The following is a 22,491-nucleotide window of genomic DNA, read 5'->3' as shown; positions in this document are numbered from 1 at the left end:
CTGCCGAACGGTTCACACCCGCTCGATTAGGCGCACCAGCCCGGCGACGTCGGTAGCCCCCGCGCACAGGAAGCCCTGGTAGTAGGTGCACCCCCGCGCCTCCAGCAGCGCGCGCTGCTCCTCCGTCTCGACACCCTCCGCGATCGTCTCCAGCCCCAGCGCGTTCGCGATCGCGATCACGCCCTCCACCACCACGCGGTGGCGGCGATCACCGACGATGCTCTGCGTCAGTCGCAGGTCAATCTTGAGGTAATCGACCGGCAATGCGGTCAGGTAGGCGAGGCTCGAATAGCCGGTGCCGAAATCGTCGATCGCGACGTGGCAGCCGCCGTCGCGCAACGCGGTCAGCAATTCGGTCGCGCTGTCCAGATCGTCGATCAGCCCGCCCTCGGTGATCTCCGCCGCGACGCGCGACCGCGCGACCCCGCTCGCGTCGACCCGCGTCAGGAACCGCGCCGCGAAGTCGGGCCGCGCGAGGTCCGCCGCGGTGACGTTCACCGCGACGCGCAGGTGCGCGAGCGTGTCGGGCCACTCGGCCACGCTCGCCAGCGCGCGCGACAGGATGTGATCGGACAAGGCGATGCCCAGGTCGGCGCGGTCCGACGCCGCCAGCAATATCTGCGCACCCAGTTCGCCCAGTTCGGGATGACGCCACCGCGCCAGCGCCTCCACGCCGACGATCCGGCCGTTCGCGAACGCGACCTGCGGCTGGAACATGACCGCGATCTCGTCGCGCGCGATCGCACGGTGCAGGTCGGCGGCCAGTTGCGCGATCGGTCGATCGGGCGCGGGCGGCGCGATCCGCGTCGTCGCCCCCTCCAGCACCCGCGCCTCGCCGAGCGCGGCACGCGCGCGCGCGACGAGCGCTTCGGCCTGCTCCCCCTTCCCGCTCGCGACCCCAATCCGCGTGCCGACGTGAACCGTCGTTCCACCAACCAGGAACGGCTGCGCCAGCGCGAACTCGATCGCGGTGATGAGCGGATGGGCGGCGTCGAGTGTCACCGGCAGCGCCAGCGTGAACACCGCGCCCTCGCGCAGCACCTCTCCCTCGCCGGTCGCAGAAAGCGCACGCTCGATGCGATCCTTCGCGGCGGCGACCAGCGTGTCACCGGTGTCCCGGCCGTAGGCCGCATTGATGATCTCGAAACTCGCGAGCGCGACGATCGCGACCGTCACCGCGCGATCGTGCGCCAGCCAGCGCGCAACCGGTTGGTTGCCGGTGTCTTCGTCATTGCGACGCCGCGCTCGACCTTCTTCTCCCAACAACCCGTCCCTTCGCCGCCCCGTCTTCCGTGTAGCGCGACGCAACCAAGCCGCCAATCATTCGTCATACTCTTGTGACCCGCCGTGACCCCGCTTAATTCTCTCGCCATGACCTCGACCGCGAACAGCACCGAGCCGTCGCTGGTAGACGGTTTCGGCCGCACCATCCGGTACCTTCGCGTGTCGGTGACCGACCGGTGCGATCTGCGCTGCCGCTATTGCATGGCGGAGCACATGACGTTCCTGCCCCGCGACAGGATCGCGACGCTCGATGAGCTCGCGATCATCACCGAACGCTTCATCGCGCGCGGTGTCGACAAGGTCCGCCTGTCGGGCGGCGAGCCGCTGGTGCGGCGCGACGTGATCGACCTCGTGCAGCGGCTCGGCCGGCACGTCGGTGCCGGGCTGAACGAGTTGACGATGACCACCAACGGCACGCGGCTGACGCAATATGCCGATCTGCTGGCGGGCGCAGGCATGCGACGCATCAACGTCAGCATGGACACGCGCGATCCGGACAAGTTCCGCTTCATAACCCGGCACGGCGACGTGCAGCAGGTGCTGGACGGGATCGACGCCGCGAAGGCGGCCGGCCTGCGCGTCAAGATCAACACCGTCGCGCTCAAGGACTTCAACGAGGACGAGATCGGCGACATGCTCGCGTGGTGCATCGACGAGGGCCACGACCTGACGCTGATCGAGACGATGCCGCTCGGCGAGGTCGAGGAGGACCGAACCGATCGCTTCATGCCGCTGACCGCGGTTAAGGAGCGGATCGAGTCGCGGTTCACGCTGGAGCGCGATCTGAGAGGCACCGGCGGCCCGGCGCGCTACTGGCGCGTCGACGGCTCGGCGACGCGGCTCGGGCTGATCTCGCCGCTCACCGCTAATTTCTGCGACGGCTGCAACCGCGTTCGCCTGACCACCGAGGGCAAGCTGTACACCTGCCTCGGCCACGACGACCAGCGCGACCTGCGCCAGGCGCTGCGCGACGGCGGCACTGCGGGGCTCGACGGCGCGATCGAGAGTGCGCTCGCCACCAAGCCGCGCCGCCACGACTTCCGCATCGAGCGCGACCGCGCGCCAGCAGTCGCCCGGCACATGAGCGTCACCGGCGGATGAACGACTTCCCGAGGCGGGCCCTGGTCGCCTCGCCGACGCCGCCCGCGCAGGCGGCGCGTGCCGAACTGGCGGATGCGTGGGACTGGGTGCCGGTCGAGGAGGCCGATCTGGTCGTCGCACTTGGGGGCGACGGTTACATGCTGCAGACGCTGCACATGCTGCTGGAACGCCGCAAGCCGCTCGTGCCCGTATTCGGCATGAACCTGGGCACTGTCGGCTTCTTGATGAACGAATGGCGTCGTCACGGGCTGGAGGAGCGTATCCGGCGTGCCAAGGCGTTCAAGGTCACGCCATTGTCGATGACCGCCACCGGCATCGACGGCCGAGTCCACTCGCTGCCCGCGATCAACGAAGTGTCGCTGCTGCGCGAGACGCGGCAGACCGCCAAGTTGCAGGTCACCGTCAACGACCGCGTCGTGCTGGAGGAACTGTCGTGCGACGGCATCCTCGTCGCCACGCCGGCAGGCTCCACCGCGTACAATCTCTCCGCCCAGGGCCCGATCCTGCCGCTCGGCTCCGCGATGGTCGCGCTGACGCCGATCAGCGCGTTCCGTCCCCGCCGCTGGCGCGGCGCGATCCTGCCGGACCGCGCGCGCATAACGCTGCGCGTGCTCGACGCGTCCAAGCGACCGGTATCCGCCGTCGCCGACCAGCGCGAGATACGCGACGTCGCCTGCGTCGAGGTATGTATGGACCGCGCGCGCGAACTTACCCTGTTGTTCGATCCCGAACACGCGCTCGACGACCGCATCTCCATGGAACAGTTCGTCGTCTGACCAACGCGCCGCGGCGTGGCAAAAAGGGGTTGCGCGTCGGAAATCAGCCTTTATAGACGCGGCTCCGCACAGCGTTCCCTGATAGCTCAGCGGTAGAGCTCTCGACTGTTAATCGAGCGGCCGTAGGTTCGAATCCTACTCAGGGAGCCATTTTATGCTGTGATGTGGGCCCTTGGGCGCAGACCTTCTGCCTCCAGCCAAGGTCATGAGCTTCAATCAGCGATAGCCTACGCCCAATCAGACTTGGCGTGACGCAGAGCGTCTTAGCACTTCACTATCTCTAGGGCGGTTTGGTCTGCGTGGTGACGATGGCGTCATTTGGCCACTCGACGGTACGGGTTCTCTGATTTCGAGCTGCCACGTTGCGAGGCGCTTCAGCAGGTATGATTTCAGAGGAGCGTGACGCCTTCAGACAAGGCGATCATCCAACGCAGGCACTGCCGAGCAGGCCCGACTTTGCCAGACCGCTCGGCGGGCGGCTGCAATCATTCAGAGAAACGCCCGGCGTCGCGGAGACGCCGGGCGAGATCGTCTTAGTTGCTGTCCGCGTCGTCGTCGTCACCGTTGACGATCGCGATCACGCCAATGGCAACGATGCCCGCCAGAATGGCGAGACCGACGAAGCCGAAGCTGCCGCCGTTGAGCTGGCTCTGCTTGCCGGCCGGCGCGTTCGCGCGGGCGACCTTGGCGATCGACGGGCTCGACGCCGAGTTGGTGGCGGCGAGCGCCGGCGAGATCGACAGCGATGCCACAGCAACGGTGGCGAGAATCTTCTTTAGCATGTTCTATACTCCTTCGATGTTCGACCCGGCCATGCCGCTTTGCGACTACCAGCCGGCACGATGCGTACCTGACGGTGATAACTCAACAGGGCAAGGCGTCTTTGGTGCCATCCGCGGCAATATTCATCTCAAGGCCGTGCTTTTTCTTGCGCCTTTGTTGTCATCGCGCCACACTCGATTGGCAGACAGTTCAGAAACTGCGCACTTGGGTGAGGATGACAGATGCTGGTATTCGAAATTGCAATGGGTCTGGTCGCCGCGTCGTTCGTGGCCGTTCCGGTGGCGCTGGCGCTGTTCCCGCGGCCGCGCGCCGATTGACCGCGAAAAGCGTGCGATCGCAGCGACTTCGCGCGTCGGGAGCATTTCCGTTCATCGCACGTTCCACTCGCATCGGCTACGCGACTCTGGTCGCGCCCAGCCGGGCGTGAGCGGAGAATATGAGATGTTGAGGAGATTGAATCGCACGGCGCTGGTCATCGCGCTCGCTGCGAGCACCAGCGTGGTCGCGGGTTGCGCGACCGAGACGGCCTATCGACCGGCGACCGGTTCCGGTTTCTATCGCACCGGCTACACCGAGACGCGGATAACGCCCGATCGCTACCGCGTGACCTTCGCGGGCAATTCTGTCACCGACCGCGACGTGGTGGAGCGCTACCTGCTGTTCCGCGCGGCGGAACTCACCACGCAGAACGGCTACGATTATTTCGTCATGGCCGATCGCGACACCGATCGCCAGGCACGGACCTACTCGACTCCAGGCGCGTGGGGTCCGGGCTTCGGGCCGTACGGTGGCCTGTGGGGTCCGCGCTGGGGCTTCTACGGGCGGTTCGGCTATCGCTCGTGGGATCCGTTCTGGGGCAATCCCTGGGGCGGCTGGGGCGGCGGCGCCGATGTCCGCACGGTCGACCGCTACGAGGCGAGCGCCGAGATCGTGATGTTCAGGGGCCGCCCGGAGCCCGGCAACGTGCGCGCCTTCGATGCGCGGCAGGTCATCAGCACGCTCGGGCCGACGATCAAGCTACCCGAAGCGCGCTGATATTCTCTACCGACAAGAAAAAGGCTTCCTGCCGCGAGGTGGGAAGCCTTTCTCGTACGTGACGCACCGCGCGCCGTTGTGTCGGACTCCGGCGCTCATCGCACATCTTCCGGGCGGCGGGCTGACGCGTCGCTGCCAACGCGCCAACCACCTCCGTTAACTCAGACCGCGCCGTGGCAGTGCTTGTACTTGCGCCCCGACCCGCACGGACACGGCGCGTTGCGGCTGACCTGCCCTTCCCACTGTGCGGGATCGTCACCCATCTCGACCGGCGTCGGCTGGACGATCTGCATCGGCGGCAGCTGCGTCTGGATCAGCCCCAAGGTTCCCGCATCGACATCGTTGGAATTGTCCTCGCCGGTGAACGGGTCGAAGTGCGTCGTGATGAAGTCGGGCAGCTCCGGCAGTTCGGGCAGCGGCTCCATCCGGAACTGCGCCTGCGCGATCGTCTTGGTCACGTCGACGCGGATCGCGTCGAGCATGCGCTGGAACAGCGAGAACGCTTCCTGCTTGTACTCGTTGATCGGCGTCTTCTGCGCGTAGGCGCGCAGGTGCACGACCTGACGCAGCGCGTCGAGCGTCGCCAGATGCTCCTTCCAGTGATGGTCGAGGTTCTGGAGCAGGATCGACTTCTCCACCTGCGTCCACGTTTCCGGCTCCAGGTCGGCCGACTTCGCCGCGACGCTCGCGTCGGCCTCCGCCTGAACACGCTCGGTGACGATCTCGGGGTCGATCGCCTCTTCCTTCAGCCACTCGTCGACCGGCGGCTGGATGTTGAGCACCTCGGCGAGCTGCGTCTTCATCCCTTCGACGTCCCATTGCTCGGGATAGGAGTTGGGCGGGCAGGCATCGCCGACGATCGCGTTGACCGTCTCCGCGCGCATGTCCTCCACCACGTCGCCGACCGTGTCCGCGTCCATGATGTCGGCGCGCTGCTCGTAGATCACCTTGCGCTGGTCATTCATCACGTCGTCATACTCGACGACCTGCTTGCGCACGTCGTAGTTGCGCGCTTCGACTTTCTTCTGCGCGGTCTCGATCGCCTTGGTCAGCCACTTCGACCCGATCGCCTCGCCGTCCTCCAGGTTCGATCGCATCATGCGCGCGAATAACGTGTCCGGCCCGAAAATACGCAGCAGGTCGTCCTCGAGGCTGAGGTAGAAGCGGCTGAGCCCCGGATCACCCTGGCGGCCCGAGCGCCCGCGCAGCTGATTGTCGATGCGCCGGCTCTCGTGCCGCTCGGTGCCGAGCACGAACAGCCCGCCCGCTTCCAGCACGCGCGCCTTCTCCACCGCGATCTCCTGCCTGATCTGCTCCAGCGCAGCCTCACGCTCCGGCCCCTCGGGCATGCCGGACAGCTCGTCCTCGGCGCGGAACTCCAGGTTGCCGCCCAGCTGGATGTCCGTGCCGCGGCCCGCCATGTTGGTCGCGATCGTCACCGCACTCAACCGTCCCGCCTGCGCGACGATATGCGCCTCCGATTCGTGGTAGCGTGCGTTCAGCACCGAGTGGTCGACGCCTTCCTGACGCAGGAACTCGCTCAGCAGCTCCGACTTCTCGATCGACACGGTGCCGACCAGCACCGGCTGGCCCTTGCTGGCATGCTCGCGAATCTTCTTCGCGATCGCGCGGAACTTGTCGTGCGTGTCCTTGTAGAACTCGTCCTCCTCGTCGACGCGGTTGATCGGCCGATTGGTGGGGATAGTGACGACGTTCATCTTGTAGATGTCGAAGAACTCGGCCGCTTCGGTGGAGGCAGTGCCGGTCATCCCCGACAGCTTGGGGTACATGCGGAAGTAATTCTGGAACGTGATCGAGGCCATGGTCTGGTTCTCGGGCTCGATCTGCACCCCTTCCTTCGCCTCGACCGCTTGGTGCAGGCCGTCCGACCAGCGGCGTCCGTCCATCATGCGCCCGGTAAACTCGTCGATGATGATGACCTTGTCGTCCTTGACCAGGTAATCGACGTCGCGCTTGAACATGACGTTCGCGCGCAGCGCCTGGTTCAGGTGGTGGACGACTTGCGTGTTCTCGAAATCGTAGAGGTTCGCGCCCTCCAGCAGCCCGGCGCTCTCCAGGATGCGCTCGACCTTCTCGGTGCCGTCCTCGGTCAGGACGATCGTCTTCTGCTTCTCGTCCTTCTCGTAATCGCCCTCGTCCAGCTGCTTCACCACCGCGTCGACGCTAATGTACAGCTCGCTCTTGTCGTCGGTCGGGCCGGAGATGATCAGCGGGGTGCGCGCCTCGTCGATCAGCACCGAATCGACCTCGTCGACGATCGCCATCGCGAACGGGCGCTGCACCATGCTGCTGCGCTCGTACTTCATGTTGTCGCGCAGGTAATCGAAGCCGAACTCGTTGTTGGTGCCGTAGGTGATGTCCGACGCGTACGCCTGCCGCCGCTCCTCGTCCGACAGGTTCGGCACGATCACGCCGGTGGTGAGCCCCAGGAAGCCGTACACCCGGCTCATCCAGTCTGCGTCACGCGCGGCGAGATAATCGTTGACCGTGATGACGTGGACGCCCTCGCCCGGCAACGCGTTCAGGTAGGTCGCGAGCGTCGCGACCAGCGTCTTGCCCTCGCCCGTGCGCATCTCGGCGATCTCGCCGCGGTGGAGCACGATGCCACCGACCATCTGCACGTCATAGTGGCGCTGGCCGAGCACGCGCCGCGCCGCCTCGCGCACGGTCGCGAACGCCTCGGGCAGGAGCTGGTCGAGCGTCTCGCCGTTCGCCAGCCGCTCGCGGAACAGCACCGTCTGATTGGCGAGCGTCGCGTCGTCCATCTCCTGCAGCGCGGGTTCGAACGAGGCGATCTTGGCTAGGATGGGGTTGAGAGACTTGACGTAACGGTCGTTGGACGACCCGAAGAGCGACTTGGCGATGCCACCGAACATGGTGCAAATCCTGTATCTGGATGCGGCGCAGGCGCCGCTTCTCGGCTGCCCACGCTGGAGGGAAAACGGCAGGGAAGCGGCGGTGATCGCCGCCAGGCGCTCTACTCGCGCCGCCGCCCGGCGAACGCGGGTTCGACCGGCAGCAACGCCCAGCCACGCGCGATTGGCGCGCCTGCCAGCGCGGCCACGCGCGTCAGCACCTGCACCGGCCGCGACAACGGCACCGCGCGCACCGCGGCGGGGGCCCGCGCGACCTTCTCCTGCGCCACCGCCTGCGCGAGCTGCGGCTGGCGCGCGCTCCCGCCGATGCCGGTCAGCGCCGACAGCAAAGCGGATAGAAGGAGGAGCAGGTTCACGGGTCCGGACATAAGGCGCGCGGGCGCACGCGTCCACCGGTGGCGTGCGTGTGACGCGATCAGTCGCGCGGCAACACCCAGCGCACCGGCACCTCCCAAGTGGAACGGATCGCCGCGCCGGCAGCGTCGCGCGCCGGCTCGAACGAACCGCGCCGGGTGAGGATGCTGCACGTCGCCGCGTCGAGCGAGGCGCTGCCACTAGAGGTCACGATCCCGCACGATTGTACCCGGCCATCGATGCCGATCAGCACGCGCGCGACCGTGCGACCTTCCTCGTCCGCCCTGATCGCGTCGGGCGGGTAGGAGTCGGCATCGAACCAAGCACCCGGATTGCCCTTCGGCTTGCTCGCACGCGGCGGCAGCACGATCGTCGGCGGTGCCGGACCGACCCGCGCGGACGGCGGAACATGAACGACCGGCGGTCCCGCGACGCGCGCCGGCGGGCGATGCGTCCACCACTCCCACGCGTCCTGCGCCAACCATACAGTGGTGATGCCGCGCAGCGCGATCAGCACCGCGACCAGCGTCACGATCAGCAGCATCAGCCCCCGTCCCGACCCGACGAACCACGGCTGCGGCCCCGCGTGGCTCGGATCGAGCCCGTTCTGCGCGCGCGCCTGCCGTCGTGACAGATCCTCCAGGTCGTCCATCAATCGCCCTACCCACCGCTGCCGTCGCAGCCTATGGCGCGCGCATGTCCCAAGCAACGCCTCCATCCCCGCTCGCGCAACCATTCCCCGAGATGCCGCCGATCGCCGGCGTGACGCTGCGCACCGCGCGCGCGCGCTACAAGGCATGGGACCGCTGCGACCTGACCTTCGTCGAGCTCGCCCCCGACACCGCGGTCGCGGGCGTGCTCACGCAGTCGAAATGCCCCTCGCCCGAGGTCGAATGGTGCCGCCGCGCATTGGTGATGGGCGAGGCACGCGCGCTGGTGGTCAACGCCGGCAACTCCAACGCCTTCACCGGCGATCGCGGCCGCGCCGCGGTCGAGGCGATCGCCGCGCGCACCGCGGGCCAGCTCGGTTGCAAGCCGTCCGACGTGTTCGTCGCCTCGACCGGCGTGATCGGCGTGCCGCTGCCGATCGACAAGGCGGAGGCCGGGCTCGACGCCGCCTTCGCCGCGCAACCGGCCGGCTGGCGCGACGCCGCCGACGCGATCGCCACCACCGACACCTTCGCCAAGGGCGCGAGCGCGACCGCTGTGGTGGACGGCCGCACCGTCACGATCGCCGCGATCATCAAGGGCTCTGGCATGATCGCGCCCGACATGGCGACGATGCTCGGCTTCATCTTCACCGACGCGGCGGTCGCGCCGGGCTACCTGCAGGCCGCGCTGGCGGCCGCGAACGAGCGCAGCTTCTCGTGCATCACGGTCGATGGCGACACCTCGACCAGCGACACCGTGCTCGCCTTCGCGACCGGTGCGGCAGGCAACGCGCCGCTCGCGAGCGACGACGACGCGGGCGCCGACGCCTTCCGCGCCGCGCTCGCCGACGTGTGCCGCCGCCTCGCCCTGCTGGTCGTGCGCGACGGCGAGGGCGCGTCCAAGCTGATCGAGATCACCGTGGAGGGTGCTGAGAGCGACCGCTCCGCGCACCGCGTCGCGATGAGCATCGCCAACTCGCCTTTGGTCAAGACCGCGATCGCGGGCGAGGACGCCAATTGGGGTCGCGTCGTCATGGCGGTCGGCAAGGCCGGCGAACCCGCCGAGCGCGACCGGCTGTCGATCCGCTTCGGCGCGACGCAGGTCGCGCGCGAGGGGCTCGCGATCGAGGGCTACGACGAGGCACCGGTGGCGGCGCACCTGAAGGGTCAGGAGATCGAGATCGGCGTCGACCTGGAGCTCGGCGACGGCAGCGCGCGCGTGTGGACCTGCGACCTGACGCACGGCTACATTTCGATCAACGCCGATTATCGTAGCTGAGGTGGCGCCGATGGACGCGCTCGACCACGCCATCCCCGCGCTGCTCGCGCGCGTCGCCGCCGCGGTGATCCTTCCGCGCTTCGGACAGCTGAGCGCCGCCGACACCGCGGAGAAGACGCCCGGCGACTGGGTGACGATCGCCGACCGCGAGAGCGAGGCGATCATCACCGACGAGCTGCTGCGGCTCGATCCCGACGCCCGCGTCGTGGGTGAGGAAGCCGCCTCCGCCGACCCGTCGCTGCTCGACGCGGTCGGACACGGACGCGTCTGGCTGCTCGACCCGCTCGACGGCACCAACAATTTCGCCGACGGCCGCGAGCCATTCGGAATGATGGTCGCGCTGGTCGAGGACGGCGTCACGCAGCGCGGCTGGATCTACGATCCCGTCGGCGAGCGGCTCTGCTACGCGCGGCGCGGCGCGGGCTCCTTCATCGACGGCAAGCGCGTAACCTGCGGCGAGCGCGCCGGGCGCGCGCCGATCGCGACCTATTCCAACTATTGGTTCAGCGCCGATCAGTGCGCCGCGATCGAGCGCACGGCCGCGGGCGTGCTCGACCTCCGCCACGGGCTGCGCTGCGCGGCGGCGCAATATGCCGCGCTGGTCGACGGCACCCACGACATCGCGCGATTCGAGCGCATCTACCCGTGGGACCACGCCGCGGGATCGCTGTTCCTCACCGAAGCGGGCGGCTACCTCGCGCGCCCCGACGGCCGCCCCTACGCGCTGACCGACACCGGCAAGGGGCTGCTGGCGGCAGCGTCTCGCAACATGTGGGAACGCGGCGCCCGCGTGCTCGGCATGCCGGTCACCTGATAACTCGGCCATCGATGGAGACGCTCAAGTTCATCGCTACTCGACCATATACAACCATCGTCGTCCCGGCTTTCATCCGGGACCCCGCTGTCTTCTCCTACTGACTCCGAGAAGCGGGACCCCGGATCAAGTCCGGGATGACGAGAAAATAATTGTCCAATCGGCCGGCGCTGCCGCCTACAGCAGCAGCGCCGCGGGGATTACGCCAGCTCGCCCTCGAGCCACGCCTTGATCCGCCCCTTGGGCTCGGCGCCGACCTTGGTCGCGGCGGGCACGCCGCCCTTGAACAGGATCATCGTGGGAATACCGCGCACGCCGTACTGGCCGGGCGCGTCGGGGTTCTCGTCGATGTTGATCTTGGCGATCGTCACCTGCTCGCCCAGCTCATCGGACAGCTCCTCCAGGCTCGGCCCGATCATCTTGCACGGCCCGCACCACTCGGCCCAGAAATCGACCAGCACGGGCTTGTCGGCCGACAGCACGTCATCCTGGAAGCTGGCGTCGGTGATCTTCTTGGTAGCCATATCAAACTCCTTTGTTGCCCCGACATCTAGGATGCGGCGTCACGACCCTCAACCATCCGCGACCAAGCTTTGCTCCGCCGCCGCCAAGCCGCGCTTGCCGCGCGCCAGCGCCGCCTCGTCGAGCGGGATCAGCACCGGCCCGCCGGTATAGAGCAGCGCGACCTCGATCGCGTGCTCGGGAAAGATGACCGCCAGCGCCGCCTGATACGCCGCCATCTGCTTCAGGTGATAGTCCGGCACCTCGGACGCGCCCCGCGGCACCTGCCGCCCGGTCTTGTAGTCGACCACGCGCACGCGGGCGTCGCCGATCAGCAGCCGGTCGACCGTCCCCGCGACGACGCGCCCGTTCGGCAGCACCGCGCTGATCGGCGCCTCGACCAGCGCCTCGGGCCCGAACAGATCGGCGAAGGCGGGATCGTCCAGCACGCGCAGCACCGGCGCGACGATCGCCGGCCGCTCCGCCACCGGCACCTCGCGCGAGGCGAGCCACTCATTCGCCGCTGCCTCGCGCGCACTCGGCGCAACCGCGGGCAGCCGCTCGAACAAAGCGTGCATCAGCGTGCCGCGCTCGGCCGCCGCCTGCATTTCGGGCGTCGGCGGCGCGTCGCCCGCGTCGTCCTCGCCAAGCGACGAGGGTGCGAGCGGACGCGGCGGGCGCTGCTCCTCCGGCGCCGGCACGCGCGCCCAGCCGGGCAGCGGCAATGCGTCGCGCGCCTCCGCGGCCTTCGCGCGGCGCACCGGCACCGGCGCGCGCGGCTCGCTGCCAGCGAACACCCGCGGCTCGCCCTCCGGCTTCGCCACGCCAAGCAAGTCGAGTGTCCGCTCGGTCACCGCGTACCAGCTCGCCGGCGGCGCCTCGCCCTTCCACTTGGCGCTGAGCGAGCCGGTCACCACCAACCGCTCCTCCGCGCGCGTCGCCGCGACGTAGAACAGCCGCCAATGCTCCTCGCGCTCGCGCCGCTCGGTCTCGGCCAGCGCCGCATCGATCTCGCCCGCGCGCTCGGCCTTGCGGGGGCGGAACACCGGGATCGGCTCGTCGAGCCCGTCCGGCTGCCACATCACCGTCGAGCGCGGCGCCGAGTCGGGATCGGCGGTCGCGTCCGCCAGGATGACGAGCGGCGCCTGCAATCCCTTCGCTCCGTGCGCGGTCATCACCCGCACCGCGTCGAGCGGCGCGGCGGCGTCACGCACGATCTCGACCTCGTCGCGCTCGAACCAATTGAGGAAGCGTTGCAGCGATGGCGTCGTCGTCGTCTCGAAATCGAGCGCGGCGTTGAGCAGTTCCTCGATCGGGTCGCGCGCCTCCTCGCCCAACCGCGACAACAATTTGCGCCGCCCCTCCAGCGGCCCCGACAGGATCATCTCCAGGAACTGGTACGGCGTGCGGAAGTCGGCGCGCGCCAGCATCAGCTCCAGGTCGCCGAGCAGCGTCGGCACCGTCTCGCGCAGGTGCCGCCACAGCGTGCCCTCGCGCGGCACCGCGCGCGCCAGCAGCTCGTCCTGCGTCCAGCCGATCAGCGGCGAGACGAGCAGGCTGGCGAGGCTCAGGTCATCGTCGGGTTGCAGCACGAAGCGGATCGCGGCGAGCAGGTCCTGCACCGCCAGCGGCGCGCTCAACCGCAGTCGGTCGACGCCCGCGACCGGCACGCCCTCGGCGTAGAGCCTGGCGACCAGCAATTGTGCCAGCTCGCCGCGCCGCTTGACCAGGATCATCACGTCCTCGGGCCGAAGCGCGCGCCCCTTGCTCTCCAGCATCATGCCGCCGGAACCGTCGTGGTCGAGCCAGCCGCGCACCAGCTTGGCGATCCGCGTCGCGTTGGCGCGCACCGCGTCGTCGATCCAGCCCTCCTCGCCGGCCTCCTCCGCCTCACTCGCGCCCGCGGCGATCGCGGGGATCAGCACCACCTGGCCTGGTCCGGCGATCCGGCTGCCGTGCGGCGGCACCATGTCCTCGCCCGCGAACTGCGTCGGCCCGACGTGCTCGATCGCCGCGTCGACGAACTCCAGCACCGGCGCGGTGGAGCGGAATGAGTCGACCAGCGACAGGCGGTCGAACGGCAGCCCGCGCTCGCCCGCCTCCATGTCGTCGTCGCCCGCGACCATCGCCGCGCGCGCCTCGAAATAGCGCTCCGCCGCCATGAAGTTGACCGGATCGGTGCCCTGGAATCCGAAGATCGCCTGCTTGGTATCGCCCACCGTGAACAAGGTGCGCACCGAGGGCGCGTAAACGCCGCGCCCGACGAAATATTCGTCCACCAGCGCGCGGATGATCGTCCACTGCGCGACGTTGGTGTCCTGCGCCTCGTCGACCAGCACGTGCTCGGTGATCTGGTCGAGCTTGTAGCGGATCCACTCGCCGATCCCCTCCTGCCTGAGCAGGTTGACCGTCGCACGGATCAGGTCGTCGAAATCGACCGCCCCCGCCCGACGCTTCGCCGCCGCGTAGCCGCGCGCGTACTCGCGCCCGACCTCCAGCGCGGACCCGAGCAGGTCGGCGTAGGCGGCGCGTACCTGCAAGCCCAGCAGGTCGGCGCACGCGCTGCCCAGTTCCTCCGCCAGCGCGACGTAGTCCGCCTCGGCCGCGATCAGCTTCGCCGACGCCTTGCGCGGCTCGCCCGTGCCCGTGCGCACCACCGCCGTCAGCGCGGCCAGCTGCTCGACCCGACCCGCCGCGTCGGCGGCGAGCCAGGCGGCGACCGCGTCGGCGTGCTTCAACCCGGTCGCCGTGCCCCAGGCTGCGTTGGCCGCCGCGATGCGCCGTATCGCCGCCTCGTCCATCGCCGCGCAACGCTCGCGCACGTGCGCGTCCACGTCGCCCAGCGGCACGCCCAGCGCGCCGCGGATGAACGCGCCGACGCCGCTCGGCAACGCCTCCAGCGCGCTTCCGGCGCGCGCGCACTCGTGCAGGAACTGCTCGGCCCCCTGCTCGCCCAGCCGCACGCTCAGCGCGCCAATTGTCGCAACCGGCCCGTCGCGCCCGTCGCGTTCCGCCGCGACCAGCATGTCGGACAGCGCTTGCCGCCGGAGCAGCGCCTCCTCGCGCGGCTCGATCGGGCGGAAGCCGGGGACGAACCCCGCCTCGACCGGGAATGACGCGAGCAGGCTCTGACAGAAGCCGTGGATCGTCAGGATGCGCAGGCCACCGCCGGCTGCGTCGAGCACCTTGGCGAAGAGCGTCCGCGCGCGCGCGATCTGCCGCGGGTCGCCCGGCTCGCCCAGAGCACGCAGGTCGGCGAACAGCGCGGTGTCGTCCATCCGCACCCAGGCCGCCAACCGCCGGCTGATCCGCGCGGTCATCTCCGCCGCGCCCGCCTTGGTGAAGGTCAGGCACAGGATCGCCGACGGGTCGGTCCCACCTAGCAGCAGGCGGAACACGCGCGCGGCGAGCACCTGCGTCTTGCCCGTGCCGGCGGAGGCGGAGAGCCAGACGTGCGCGTCGGGGTTGCTCGCGCGCTGCTGGTCACCCTGTAGCGCGGGAAGCGGGGCGAGCGCGTCAGCGTTCACGGCCGTACCATTCGTCGCGGCGCATCAGCTGGTCATACTCGGCAAACGGCGCGAACTCGGGGTGCAGCTTGGCGACGAACGCCTCCTCGCCGGTCAGCCAGCGCGCGGCGGCCTCTGCGAAGCTGTCGCGCGCCGCACGGGTGAAATCGTCGGTCATGATCCGCCCGTTCTTGCCCGCCGGATCGGCCGGGCTGGTCACCGCGCCGAAGCCGTCACGCCCCTTGGCGAGCGACCAATATTCGAACCCGCCCGCACGGCCCTCGACGCCCTTGAACGCGCCCTCCTCCGCCATCGCGCCGAGCAAGCCCAGCTGCAGGTTGAACCCGCCGCGCACCGCCGCGACCGAGGGTGCCTTGCCGGTCTTGTAGTCCACGACGACGATCGACCCGTCGGCGGCGCGGTCGACACGGTCGAACCGCCCCGTCAGCCTGATCCCCGACAGCATGGCATTGCCCTGCCCCTCGGCGGCCAGGATGTCGCGCCCTTCCGCGCGGTTCGCCTGCATCGTCGCCGCGATCCACTCGATGCCCGCGATCAACCGCGGCTGCCAAAGCGCGCGCAGCAGCGGGTGCGCCGCCGGATCGTCGAGCATCGCCAGCGCGCGCGGCACCAGCCGGTCGGGCGCGCAGGCGTCGTGCTCGGCCCATTCCTCCAGCACGCCGTGCACCGCGGTACCGCGCCAAGCCGCACTCGGATCGGCGTCGACCGCGTCGAGCGGCATCAGCTTCAGAATGCGCCGCGCGTAGAAGGCGAACGGATCGGCCTTCAACCGGTCCACTTCGGTCACCGAGATGCTCTTGGGCCTGAGCTCCGCGCGTGGGCTCGGCGCGGGCCGCGCGGCGGGCTCCGGTGTCGCGCCGTCGTCCAGCATCCGCGTCCACCGCTCCAGCCGGTGCGCGCGCACGAACCGCTCGCCCGCCATCGCCTCCAGCCGCAACCAGAAACGCGACGCGAGCGCCGGGCTGCGCGCGTCGCGCCGGCTGCGCGTGATCAGCACGCGCGGCGCGCCCAGCCCCTGCCCGAAATCGTGCGCCGCGGTGCCGATCGCGCGCTGCAACCCCGACAGCCCCAGCTCGGCGCGGATGCGCGGGGCCAGCCACGGGTCGGGCGGCGGGTTGCCCGGCCACACGCCCTCGTTCAACCCGCCCAGGATCATCAGATCGGCGCTCTGCAACCGCGCCTCGATCAGCCCGTAGATCGCCAGCCGCGGGTGCTCGCCCTGAATCTGCCTGACCGCGACCTCGTCCATCAGCAGCCGAAGCAGCGGCGCGAACCCCGCCGCCGACGCGTTCTCTGGCCCGAGCGGCGCCTGCCGCTCCAGATTGGTCAGCAACTCGCCCGCGCACCGCCCCGCCGGCCCGCGCCACACCTCGTCGCCCGCCAGCGCCTGCGTCGACTCGCGCAGCCCCGCGACCAGCTCGGGCAGGCTCGCCGCACCGCGCCCGAACACCGCCGCCACCGGCTCCAGCAACGCGCGCGCCTCCGCCCACCACGGCAGCACCGCGCGGCGCAGCTCCTGCTCGCGCTCCGGCCCGCCCTCCAGGTGCGCGGTGATCCCGACGAGCCCCGGCGCCGGCCGAGGTCCGCGTAACGCGCGGTCGAGCCGCCGCACCCCCTCCAGCCACCGCCCGCGCCCCTCGCCGCTCCTGACCAGCGGATGCTTCAGCAGCGTCAGCAGCGCCATCGGCGCGAAATCCTGCGCCGCCGCCTCGACGATCGCGAGCAGCAACGTACCCGGCGGCAGGATCGACAGCGCGCGTCCCGCACTGTCGTCGATCGGAATGTTCCAGCGCGCGCAATGCGCCGCCACCCGCCGCGCCAGCGCGCGATCGGGGGTGACCAGCGCCGCCGTCCGCCCCGGCTGCTCGATCCACTCGCGCATGGCTAGCGCGATCGCCTGCGCTTCCTCCGCCGGCGTAGCCAACTCCGCCGCCTCGACCCCGGTCAGCCGCCGCTCGGCCGCGTCCAAGTCGGTCCACTTGCCCGTGAAGTCGGCGGGCGCCAGCGCGTTGGCGATCGCGCGCCCGCGCACCGCGCTCGCGTCATGGTCGCTGCCGCCGACCCAGGTGCGCACCTCGCCGCGCCCCACCCCCATGCGGTCGAGGATCAGCTTGAGGTGGAATTGCGGATGCACCTCGATCGAGCGCCGCCGCAACCCGGTGACCGGGTCGGGCAGGTGCGGGCCGAGCGCCTCCCACTCCTCCTCGGGCATCCGCGTGTCGAGGTTGGCGAACGCGACCATCCCGTGCGGCAATCCCGCCACCACGCGCAGCAGCCGCGCGATCGCGGGCGCGGGATCGGTAATGCCGACCGCGCAGACGAACCCGGCGGGCGGCGCCTCGCGCCAGCGCGCCGCCTGCGCGTCGAGCAGCTTGATGCGCCGCACCCCCGCCTCGATCCGCCCCAGCCGCTCGCGCTCCGCCGGCCAGCGGTCGAGCACTATGCGGAACAGCTCCAGCGCGCGCTGCCAATGCTCGGTCAACCCCTCGCCCGGGTCGATCTCGGCCAGCCGCTCAGGCGCGACCTCCTCGACGATCAGCTGGTCGAGCGTCCGCGCCAGATCGCCCGCCAGCCGCACCGCTTCCGCCGCATCGACCGGGCGGCCGACGCGCGCGCGCTCCTCCTCGACCATGCGCGCGAGCACCATGCGGCGCTGGAGCGGGTCGATCGCGGGCGGCGGCAGCGGCGCGACGCCTGCCGGATCGAACGCCGCGCCCAGCGCCTCGCCCAGATCGTCGCCCGCCAGGCTGACGATCCGCGGCAGCAGCAGCGCGCCGCCGCTCGCGCGCACGAACGCGCGCGTCATCGCGATTGCAGCGCGATTGTTCGGCACCAACACCAACCCGCGCGCGAGCGTCAGGCGATCGTCGCCGAACCGCCGCAGCAACCCCGCCACCGCCGCGTCCGCGATCGCCCGGTGCGCAGGAATAGTGAACAGGTGGAGCCCGCGCTCCTCAGCCATCCGCCAGGATCGCCTCGGTCCGCGCGATCGCGCCGGGTGTACCGACGTCGAACCACAATCCCTGGTGCACCACGCCGTACGCGCGCCCCGCCGCGATCGCGCGATCCCAGAACAGGTTGATCGAGAACGGCCCCTCGGGCCAGTCGGCGATCACGCGCGGCGACATGATCTGCACGCCCGTGTAGACGAACGGCGCGACCCGGCTCGCGCGACGCCGTCCGGTGATCCGCCCCGCCGCGTCGATGTGGAAGTCACCCTGACCGCGGTGATTGTGCGCGCGGGCGTACGGCACCAGAAGCAGCAGCGCGTCCATCGCCGCGTCGTCCCATCGCGACGCCAGCAACCGGATCGCGTCGGTCGGTCCGTCGAGCCACAGATTGTCGCTGTTGACGACCAGCACCGGCTCATCGCCCAGGAGCGCGCGCGCCTTGACCAGCCCGCCGCCCGTCTCCAGCAACTGCGCGCGCTCGTCCGACACGATGACCTCGAGCCCGGATACGCGGTGCGTGACGTGCGCTTCCAATGCGTCGGCTAGGTAGTGGACGTTGACCACCGCACGCTCGACGCCCGCGTCGCGCAGCCGATCGAACACGTGGTCGATCAACGGCTTGCCCGCCACCGGGATCAATGGCTTGGGGCGTAGCGCGGTCAGCGGACGCATCCGCTTGCCCAGCCCCGCCGCCATCACCATCGCGGTTCGCGGCACGCCGCCCGCAGGGACCGGACGGATGTAGCGCGGCCGCGTCACGCCGCCTCGCCGCGCACGAGCATCGGGTCGCCGCGCAGCTCGGGCGGGATGTTCGCGTCGAACCAGCGCGCGACTGGGGCGAGCACCGGATGGCTCAGGTCGCGCTCCAGATACGCCCAGACGCGCGGGCACAGCGCGGGGTAGCGCGGCTTGCCGTCGCGCTGCCACAACCGCGTGAAGATGCCGACGATCTTCGCATTTCGCTGCGCGCCCAGCACGTGATAGGCGTCGAGGAACGCCGATCCCGCACCCGTCGCCGCGGTGTAGCGGGCGAGCATCGCTTCCTCGATCGACGGCTCCACGTCGCGCCGCGCGTCCTGCAACAAGGACACGAGGTCGTACGCCGGATGCCCCGCGAGCGCGTCCTGGAAGTCGAGCAGCCCGAGCGAGCGCTCCGCACCCACCAGCATCAGATTCTCGGCGTGATAGTCGCGCAGCACCGTCACCGGCTGCTCGGTCAGCGCGTGGTGCAGCACCTCGTCCCACGCCGCGCGGTAACCCTCGGCATCGACCGCCAGGTCGATCGCCGGGCAGTACCAGTCGACCAGCAGCCCGGCCTCGCGCTGCAACTCGGCCCGATCGTACGCGCGCCACGCGCCGGCGGGATGGCGGTGCAGCGCGACGAGCACGTCGACTGCGGCGGAATACAGCGGCACCAGCGCGTCGGCGTCGGCGTCGACCGTCTCGCGCATCCGCACGTCGCCGAAATCCTCCAGCAGCACCAGCCCGTGATCGAGGTCGATCGCGTGGATCGCGGGTGCCGCGAACCCCCGCTCGCCCAACCATCTCGCCACGCTGATGAACGGGCGCGGGTCTTCGTGCGGCGGCGGCGCGTCCATCAGCACCGCGCGGCGCCCGCCCGCCGTGACGCGGAAGTAGCGACGGAACGAGGCGTCGCCCGCCAGCGGTTCAATCCGGGCGCCATTCCAACCGGCATCGTCGAGGAACGCGGCGGAGTGCGCCGGAGGAGTCATGTCGCCAGGAGTCATATCGGTCGCCATCGCCGCTCCCATGCCGCCGACGCGTGCCAAGTCAAGGCGCGCCCGCCCGCCTGCCCGCCCGTCTGCCCGAGCGCGAAGGTCAGCAGCAGCGGATCGCGCCAGATGCTCGCCGGCACGCGCTCGGGCCACTCGACCAGCAGCGCCGAATCGTACAGCGCGTCGTCCAGCCCCAGCTCGTCGAGCTCGCCCGCATCCTCGATCCGGTACAGATCGGCGTGGAGCACCGGCACCCGCACCTCGGGCGGCGCGTAGGGCTGTACAATCGCGAACGTCGGGCTCGGCGCCTCGCCTGCTAGGCCCAGCCCGGACAGCACCCCGCGCGCGAAGCTCGTCTTGCCCAGCCCCAGCCCGCCCGACAGCAGCACCACGTCGCCCGCGCGCAGGACGGGCGCGAGGCTGCGCCCCAGCGCCTCGGTCGCCGCCGCGTCGGCCAGGAACAGCGCGCCGCTCATCGCCGCGGCAGCTCCACCGTGACGAGCGACCCCTGCCCCGGTTCGCTCACCAGCGACACGCGGCCGCCGTGCGCCTCGACGAACTGCTTGGCGAGCGGCAGGCCGAGCCCCAGCGCGCGCTCCTGCCCCGGCGTGATGCCCGGCTGCGCGAAGCGGTCGAACGCGCGCGCCGCTTCCTCGACGGTCATCCCCGCCCCGTCGTCGGACACGACGATGCGCGCGCGCCGCGAATCGCCGTCGACGTGCAGCAGCACGCGTCCCCCGCTGCGCGTCGCGCCGATCGCGTGGCGCAGCAGGTGTTCGACCGCCTCGCGCACGCGGCGGCTGTCGACGTGGACGCGCCCGGCACTGCGCAGCACCTCGACCACGAAGTCGATGCGGTGCCGCTTCGCCGACGCCGCCAGCGCGTCCGCCGCGGCGCGCACCACGGTGCCCAGCTCGACGTCCTCGCGCTCCAGCGTGGCGCTGTCCGCCTGCGTCAGGTCGAGCACGTCGTCGATCAGCACGCCCAGCCGCTCGACCGAGTCGAGAATCGCGTCGACATAGGCGATCGCCTCACCCGACAGCGTCCCCGCGTAGCCGCCGTGCAGCATCTCGGCGAACCCGCTGATCGAGGTCAGCGGCGTGCGCAATTCGTAGCTCATGTTGGCGACAAACGCGGTCTTCACGCGGTCCGCCGCCTCCAGCGCCTCGTTGCGGTCGCGCAGCGCCTGCTCGATCCGGCGGCTGTCCGAAATGTCAAGCATCGTCACCAGCGCATTGCCGTCGGGCAGCGGCACCGCCGCGAACTCGAAATGTCGCCCATCCGCCAGCGCGACGCGCCCGCCGCGCTGCTTGCGCTCGGCGGTGGCGTAGCGGACCAGCTCGGGCACCAGGGCTGAGCGCGCCTGATTGGCGAGCTGCGGCGCCAGCCGCTCGGCGATCGCGTCGACGCGCGGGTGCCCGGCCAGGAACTCCTCTTCAAAGTTCCACAATGCGCGAAAGCGGTTGTTCCACAATTGCAGCCGCCCGTCGGCGGCGAACACGCCCAGCGCCTCGAACAGATTGTCGAACGTCGCGGTGCGCACCCGCAGCAGTGTGTCGCGCGCGCTGGCGAGCTGCACCTGCTCGGTGCGATCCTCGAAGATCAGCAGCAGCCCGCCGTCGGGCAATGGCTGCGCCACGACGCGCAGGTGCGTGCCGCCGGGCAGGTGCCAATTCTCCTCCGCCGCGCCGTCCGCGTTCAGGAACCAGCCGCGCCGCTCCGCCTTCCAGCTAGGAAAGTCGCGCACCTCGGGCACGCGCCCGGCCTCGCGCATCCGCTCCAGCACGCGGTCGAACTCAGGCCGGTCGGACAGCCACTCGCGCCGCATCGCGAACATGCGCCGGAACGGCTGGTTGCAGAAGATGAGGCTCCGGTCGCGCCCGAACTGCACCACGCCTGCCGATAGCCGGTCGAGCATCGCGCGCTGCGCCTCGGCGAAGCGCTTCTCGCGCGCGTGCGCCTGTTCCAGCTCCTCGATGTCGATCGCGAACCCCGCAATCCCGCCAACCGGCAGCGGCACGTCGTACAATTGCAGCGCGCGCCGTGCCCCGCCGATCGTTGCGGGCAGCACGCGCTGCTGGACGCGCCCGCTCTCTTTCGCCGCGACCGCGCCGCCGCGCGGGCCGCCCTGCCCCGATCCCTCGACCAGCTCGATCCCGCGCGCGATCACCGCGGCGGCGTCGCTCGCCTCGACCGCGCCGACGTAGGCGGAATTGACCATCGCGAGCCGCAGGTCGGCGTCGCGGTACCACATCGGCAGCGGCGCCGCCTCGATCAGCCCGCTCAGCGCGGCGAAGGCCTCGTTCAGCTCCGCGGCCTCCGTGCGCATCCGCGCGACCTGCTCCTCGTTCGCGGTCGCGTCGGCGAACCACAGCACCACCGCGTCGCCCTGCCGCTCGCCGGTGACGCGCAGCGCGCGCGCGCCGTCGCTGGTGCGCACGACCCGCGCGAACGGGCGCGCCGCGCGCAGCGCGGCGTCGACGTCGCGCTTCAACCCCGCGCCGTCGTCCGCGGGCAGTCCCCAATTGGCGGCATGCGCCTCGGCGATGCTGCGCGGCGCACTCGCCCAGCCGAGCCACGCCGCCACGCGCGACGCCACCTCGAACCGGCCATCCGAGTGCACGACAATCCGCTGCATCGGCGCCCAGTCCAGCAACGCCTGCATCGCCTCGTTCGCCCGCACCGCGTCGGTCGCGGCGCGGCGCATCCGCAATCCCGCCGCCAGCAGGTACGCGCCGCCACCGACCAGCAGCGCGAGCACGATCCCCACGCCCACGGCGGCGAGCGGTTCGACGACGATCAT

The 22,491-nt window shown here is 70.4% G+C and carries 17 protein-coding genes and 1 tRNA gene; 6 read left to right on the top strand and 12 right to left on the bottom strand.

The window, feature by feature from the left end:
* Positions 1-12: 12 nt before the first annotated feature.
* Positions 13-1,263 (bottom strand): GGDEF domain-containing phosphodiesterase, encoded by a 1,251-nt coding sequence (locus tag ACFDS6_RS00635; protein ID WP_375270171.1) that lies wholly within the window; start codon positions 1,261-1,263, stop codon positions 13-15.
* A gap of 108 nt (positions 1,264-1,371) precedes the next feature.
* On the opposite strand from ACFDS6_RS00635, the gene moaA reads away from it, so the two are divergent.
* The 3 genes from moaA (at position 1,372) to ACFDS6_RS00620 (ending at position 3,311) form a co-directional block, all read left to right on the top strand.
* Positions 1,372-2,385 (top strand): GTP 3',8-cyclase MoaA, encoded by a 1,014-nt coding sequence (gene moaA / locus ACFDS6_RS00630; RefSeq protein WP_375270170.1) that lies wholly within the window; start codon positions 1,372-1,374, stop codon positions 2,383-2,385.
* A complete protein-coding gene (locus ACFDS6_RS00625) occupies positions 2,382-3,161 on the top strand; it encodes an NAD kinase (RefSeq protein ID WP_375270169.1) in 780 nt (259 codons plus the stop codon). Before moaA ends, ACFDS6_RS00625 begins: the two co-directional genes overlap by 4 nt.
* Positions 3,162-3,236: 75 nt before the next feature.
* A tRNA-Asn gene (locus tag ACFDS6_RS00620) sits at positions 3,237-3,311 on the top strand.
* 383 nt (positions 3,312-3,694) lie between these two features.
* Here the strand turns inward: ACFDS6_RS00620 and ACFDS6_RS00615 are convergent.
* Positions 3,695-3,943: a hypothetical protein gene (locus ACFDS6_RS00615; RefSeq protein WP_375270168.1), complete on the bottom strand. Its 249-nt coding sequence runs from the start codon at positions 3,941-3,943 to the stop codon at positions 3,695-3,697.
* A gap of 442 nt (positions 3,944-4,385) precedes the next feature.
* On the opposite strand from ACFDS6_RS00615, the gene ACFDS6_RS00610 reads away from it, so the two are divergent.
* Entirely contained in the window at positions 4,386-4,979 is a 594-nt protein-coding gene (locus ACFDS6_RS00610; protein WP_375270167.1) for a hypothetical protein, read from the top strand.
* A 161-nt stretch (positions 4,980-5,140) separates the two neighbouring features.
* On the opposite strand, the gene secA is transcribed toward ACFDS6_RS00610, so the two are convergent.
* The 3 genes from secA to ACFDS6_RS00595 form a co-directional block, all read right to left on the bottom strand.
* Positions 5,141-7,876 carry a preprotein translocase subunit SecA gene (gene secA / locus ACFDS6_RS00605; RefSeq protein WP_375270166.1) on the bottom strand — a complete coding sequence of 912 codons (2,736 nt, stop codon included), beginning with the start codon at positions 7,874-7,876 and terminating at the stop codon, positions 5,141-5,143.
* A gap of 101 nt (positions 7,877-7,977) precedes the next feature.
* On the bottom strand, positions 7,978-8,232 hold the full coding sequence (locus tag ACFDS6_RS00600; RefSeq protein WP_375270165.1) for a hypothetical protein: 255 nt from the start codon (positions 8,230-8,232) through the stop codon (positions 7,978-7,980).
* 59 nt (positions 8,233-8,291) lie between these two features.
* Positions 8,292-8,882: an energy transducer TonB gene (locus tag ACFDS6_RS00595; protein ID WP_375270164.1), complete on the bottom strand. Its 591-nt coding sequence runs from the start codon at positions 8,880-8,882 to the stop codon at positions 8,292-8,294.
* A 44-nt stretch (positions 8,883-8,926) separates the two neighbouring features.
* On the opposite strand from ACFDS6_RS00595, the gene argJ reads away from it, so the two are divergent.
* Positions 8,927-10,159, top strand: a complete 1,233-nt coding sequence (gene argJ, locus ACFDS6_RS00590; RefSeq protein ID WP_375270163.1) for a bifunctional glutamate N-acetyltransferase/amino-acid acetyltransferase ArgJ — start codon at positions 8,927-8,929, stop codon at positions 10,157-10,159.
* Between the two features lie 10 nt (positions 10,160-10,169).
* The gene (locus ACFDS6_RS00585; RefSeq protein WP_375270162.1) at positions 10,170-10,973 is read left to right on the top strand and encodes an inositol monophosphatase family protein; all 804 of its coding nucleotides are present in this window, start codon (positions 10,170-10,172) and stop codon (positions 10,971-10,973) included.
* A 200-nt stretch (positions 10,974-11,173) separates the two neighbouring features.
* Here the strand turns inward: ACFDS6_RS00585 and trxA are convergent, their stop codons facing one another.
* From trxA to ACFDS6_RS00550, 7 genes are read right to left on the bottom strand one after another with little or no spacing between them, the layout of a single operon-like run.
* Entirely contained in the window at positions 11,174-11,497 is a 324-nt protein-coding gene (gene trxA, locus ACFDS6_RS00580; protein ID WP_375270161.1) for a thioredoxin, read from the bottom strand.
* A gap of 48 nt (positions 11,498-11,545) precedes the next feature.
* Positions 11,546-15,001 carry a double-strand break repair helicase AddA gene (gene addA / locus ACFDS6_RS00575; RefSeq protein ID WP_375270160.1) on the bottom strand — a complete coding sequence of 1,152 codons (3,456 nt, stop codon included), beginning with the start codon at positions 14,999-15,001 and terminating at the stop codon, positions 11,546-11,548.
* Complete coding sequence (gene addB / locus ACFDS6_RS00570; RefSeq protein WP_375270159.1) at positions 14,991-17,963, bottom strand: double-strand break repair protein AddB; 2,973 nt, start codon at positions 17,961-17,963, stop codon at positions 14,991-14,993. Before addB ends, addA begins: the two co-directional genes overlap by 11 nt.
* Complete coding sequence (locus ACFDS6_RS00565; protein WP_375270242.1) at positions 17,956-18,654, bottom strand: nucleotidyltransferase family protein; 699 nt, start codon at positions 18,652-18,654, stop codon at positions 17,956-17,958. The genes addB and ACFDS6_RS00565 overlap by 8 nt, the downstream gene beginning before the upstream one ends.
* Positions 18,655-18,707: 53 nt before the next feature.
* A complete protein-coding gene (locus ACFDS6_RS00560) occupies positions 18,708-19,685 on the bottom strand; it encodes an aminoglycoside phosphotransferase family protein (protein ID WP_375270241.1) in 978 nt (325 codons plus the stop codon).
* Positions 19,686-19,696: 11 nt separating this feature from the next.
* Entirely contained in the window at positions 19,697-20,164 is a 468-nt protein-coding gene (tsaE, locus tag ACFDS6_RS00555; protein WP_375270158.1) for a tRNA (adenosine(37)-N6)-threonylcarbamoyltransferase complex ATPase subunit type 1 TsaE, read from the bottom strand.
* The gene (locus tag ACFDS6_RS00550; RefSeq protein ID WP_375270157.1) at positions 20,161-22,491 is read right to left on the bottom strand and encodes a PAS-domain containing protein; all 2,331 of its coding nucleotides are present in this window, start codon (positions 22,489-22,491) and stop codon (positions 20,161-20,163) included. Before ACFDS6_RS00550 ends, tsaE begins: the two co-directional genes overlap by 4 nt.

This window comes from Sphingomonas sp. (genome assembly GCF_042095875.1).
GTDB lineage: Bacteria > Pseudomonadota > Alphaproteobacteria > Sphingomonadales > Sphingomonadaceae > Sphingomonas.
This window is presented reverse-complemented; position numbering and strand designations above follow the sequence as displayed.

What these genes read in the sequence shown, in the direction of transcription:
- ACFDS6_RS00550 (WP_375270157.1), bottom strand. Translation starts at nt 22,491, where the DNA reads ATGATCGTCGTCGAACCGCTCGCCGCCGTGGGCGTGGGGATCGTGCTC.
- moaA (WP_375270170.1), top strand. Translation starts at nt 1,372, where the DNA reads ATGACCTCGACCGCGAACAGCACCGAGCCGTCGCTGGTAGACGGTTTC.
- ACFDS6_RS00565 (WP_375270242.1), bottom strand. Translation starts at nt 18,654, where the DNA reads ATGGTGATGGCGGCGGGGCTGGGCAAGCGGATGCGTCCGCTGACCGCG.
- tsaE (WP_375270158.1), bottom strand. Translation starts at nt 20,164, where the DNA reads ATGAGCGGCGCGCTGTTCCTGGCCGACGCGGCGGCGACCGAGGCGCTG.
- ACFDS6_RS00585 (WP_375270162.1), top strand. Translation starts at nt 10,170, where the DNA reads ATGGACGCGCTCGACCACGCCATCCCCGCGCTGCTCGCGCGCGTCGCC.
- ACFDS6_RS00610 (WP_375270167.1), top strand. Translation starts at nt 4,386, where the DNA reads ATGTTGAGGAGATTGAATCGCACGGCGCTGGTCATCGCGCTCGCTGCG.
- trxA (WP_375270161.1), bottom strand. Translation starts at nt 11,497, where the DNA reads ATGGCTACCAAGAAGATCACCGACGCCAGCTTCCAGGATGACGTGCTG.
- argJ (WP_375270163.1), top strand. Translation starts at nt 8,927, where the DNA reads ATGTCCCAAGCAACGCCTCCATCCCCGCTCGCGCAACCATTCCCCGAG.
- addB (WP_375270159.1), bottom strand. Translation starts at nt 17,963, where the DNA reads ATGGCTGAGGAGCGCGGGCTCCACCTGTTCACTATTCCTGCGCACCGG.
- ACFDS6_RS00560 (WP_375270241.1), bottom strand. Translation starts at nt 19,685, where the DNA reads ATGACTCCTCCGGCGCACTCCGCCGCGTTCCTCGACGATGCCGGTTGG.
- ACFDS6_RS00615 (WP_375270168.1), bottom strand. Translation starts at nt 3,943, where the DNA reads ATGCTAAAGAAGATTCTCGCCACCGTTGCTGTGGCATCGCTGTCGATC.
- ACFDS6_RS00625 (WP_375270169.1), top strand. Translation starts at nt 2,382, where the DNA reads ATGAACGACTTCCCGAGGCGGGCCCTGGTCGCCTCGCCGACGCCGCCC.
- secA (WP_375270166.1), bottom strand. Translation starts at nt 7,876, where the DNA reads ATGTTCGGTGGCATCGCCAAGTCGCTCTTCGGGTCGTCCAACGACCGT.
- ACFDS6_RS00595 (WP_375270164.1), bottom strand. Translation starts at nt 8,882, where the DNA reads ATGGACGACCTGGAGGATCTGTCACGACGGCAGGCGCGCGCGCAGAAC.